Origin of the sequence: Microcoleus sp. Aus8_D2, assembly GCF_036702665.1 — a bacterium.
In the GTDB taxonomy this organism is placed as follows: Bacteria; Cyanobacteriota; Cyanobacteriia; order Cyanobacteriales; family Microcoleaceae; genus Microcoleus.
Window position 1 is genome coordinate 1 of the sequence record NZ_JAUBUN010000107.1, and the last position, 1,446, is coordinate 1,446.

The window sequence follows — 1,446 nt, forward strand, 5'->3', positions numbered from 1 at the left end:
ACACTGACTGGCAAGTGCCTGACCGCAAAGGCAATTGTTTTCCGCTGTCAGTACGATCGTACCCAAGTACCGGAAAAATTTTTCCGCTACTGATACAATCTGCCGCAAGTACCGGAAAGATTTTTCCGCTGTCGGTACGATCGCCGAGAAAAGCAACAGTTCATCGCAAGGAGCCCAAAAGCACATGGACTCAAGCGAAACTGTTTCAACAGTTCCAACAGGTTCGACACAGAGGCAATTTTCAGCCAAAAGTTCGATCGACTCCTGGACGCGCTCGACACCAGAAAAATTTTCAGCCAAAAGTTCGATCGCCCGCAACACCGGACAACAAGCAGCTTCAACCGATATGCCCATAGACTGAGCAGCTAGCTCGATCGCCAATTCCCAAGTCTCTATCTTGCGACGGTCGCCCACTGGTTCAATCCCCAGTTCTCGGGCAATCGCCTTAAGTTCGTCTCTCCGTCGCTGATACATATTTTAGAAAAAAGGGCTTGAGTGCAAGCCCCAAGGAGAACGTTACAGGGTATGCAAATTGCAGATAAATTAACAACAAGGATTTCACCGAACCGTCGCACCCAAGCTCAGCTCAGTGAAACCCTTGTGTTCTCTACCTACCGATACTTTAGTTTCTTTTTGACTTTTTGTTGATACTAAAGTTTCGGTACTTAAGTTACCATGAACAATAATAAGCTAAGTACACAGGAAATTACCTTGGAAGCACTGATAGAAGCCAGTGGCAAAACCCAGCGAGAGCTAGGAATCGCGCTAGGGGTCACAGAGCTAACAATAAGAAACTGGAGCAAAGGAAGAAAACTACCAAGAATAGATAACGCTGTAGCACTCGCGGGAGAACTAAACGTTTCACTAAAAACACTAAGCAGGTCACTAAAAATAGACGTAAGTAAAATACCCGACTAACCTCACGCCCGCACCACCGGGAAAAATCCATAAGCACACTGCCGAGTGAGACAACGGCAATTTTACTTAAAAATCTACTGGCGACACCTGCCAGGGGCAAATACCACTGCTGTACGTAATGGGGAAAGGACTTTGATTCCCATTCAATACCGGAAGGGGTAGAGTGAAAGGCCGAAAAGTCCAAAAAAAGCCCAGCCCAATCAAAGTGGTGCGACAGCCGGAGAGACGGCATTTCCCTTAACTAAAGTTACATATAAACGTTTCTCCCACAAAAACAACGTTTATATGTAGCAAAAAATAGCGCCCCACAGCGCCGCAGCTTCAATCTGTAGCAAAGCAATAATCCCATGCACAAAACCTACCCACCATCTGTCCACAAGCAAATCAGCCTGTTCCTCCAGTACAAAAGCGGCAAACAAATAGTTGAACGCTACTTAAAAATAATAAACAACCCCGAGTATCTAGAACGGTCAGGTGCATACAAAACCCGCAAACGCAAAACCTCATGCAGCAACTAGAACTGTTCCC

Annotated in this window: 2 protein-coding genes; one reads left to right on the forward strand and one right to left on the reverse strand. The window is 46.1% G+C overall.

The genetic code is table 11. The features are described from left to right. The coding region (locus QUB64_RS32850) for a hypothetical protein (RefSeq protein ID WP_333278825.1) at window positions 1-474 on the reverse strand (474 nt) is incomplete at its 3' end. 201 nt (window positions 475-675) lie between these two features. Between QUB64_RS32850 and QUB64_RS33145 the strand changes: the two genes are divergently transcribed. After that, complete coding sequence (locus tag QUB64_RS33145; RefSeq protein ID WP_369124836.1) at window positions 676-918, forward strand: helix-turn-helix domain-containing protein; 243 nt, start codon at window positions 676-678, stop codon at window positions 916-918. Window positions 919-1,446: the final 528 nt, after the last annotated feature.

What these genes read in the sequence shown, in the direction of transcription:
- QUB64_RS33145 (WP_369124836.1), top strand. Translation starts at nt 676, where the DNA reads ATGAACAATAATAAGCTAAGTACACAGGAAATTACCTTGGAAGCACTG.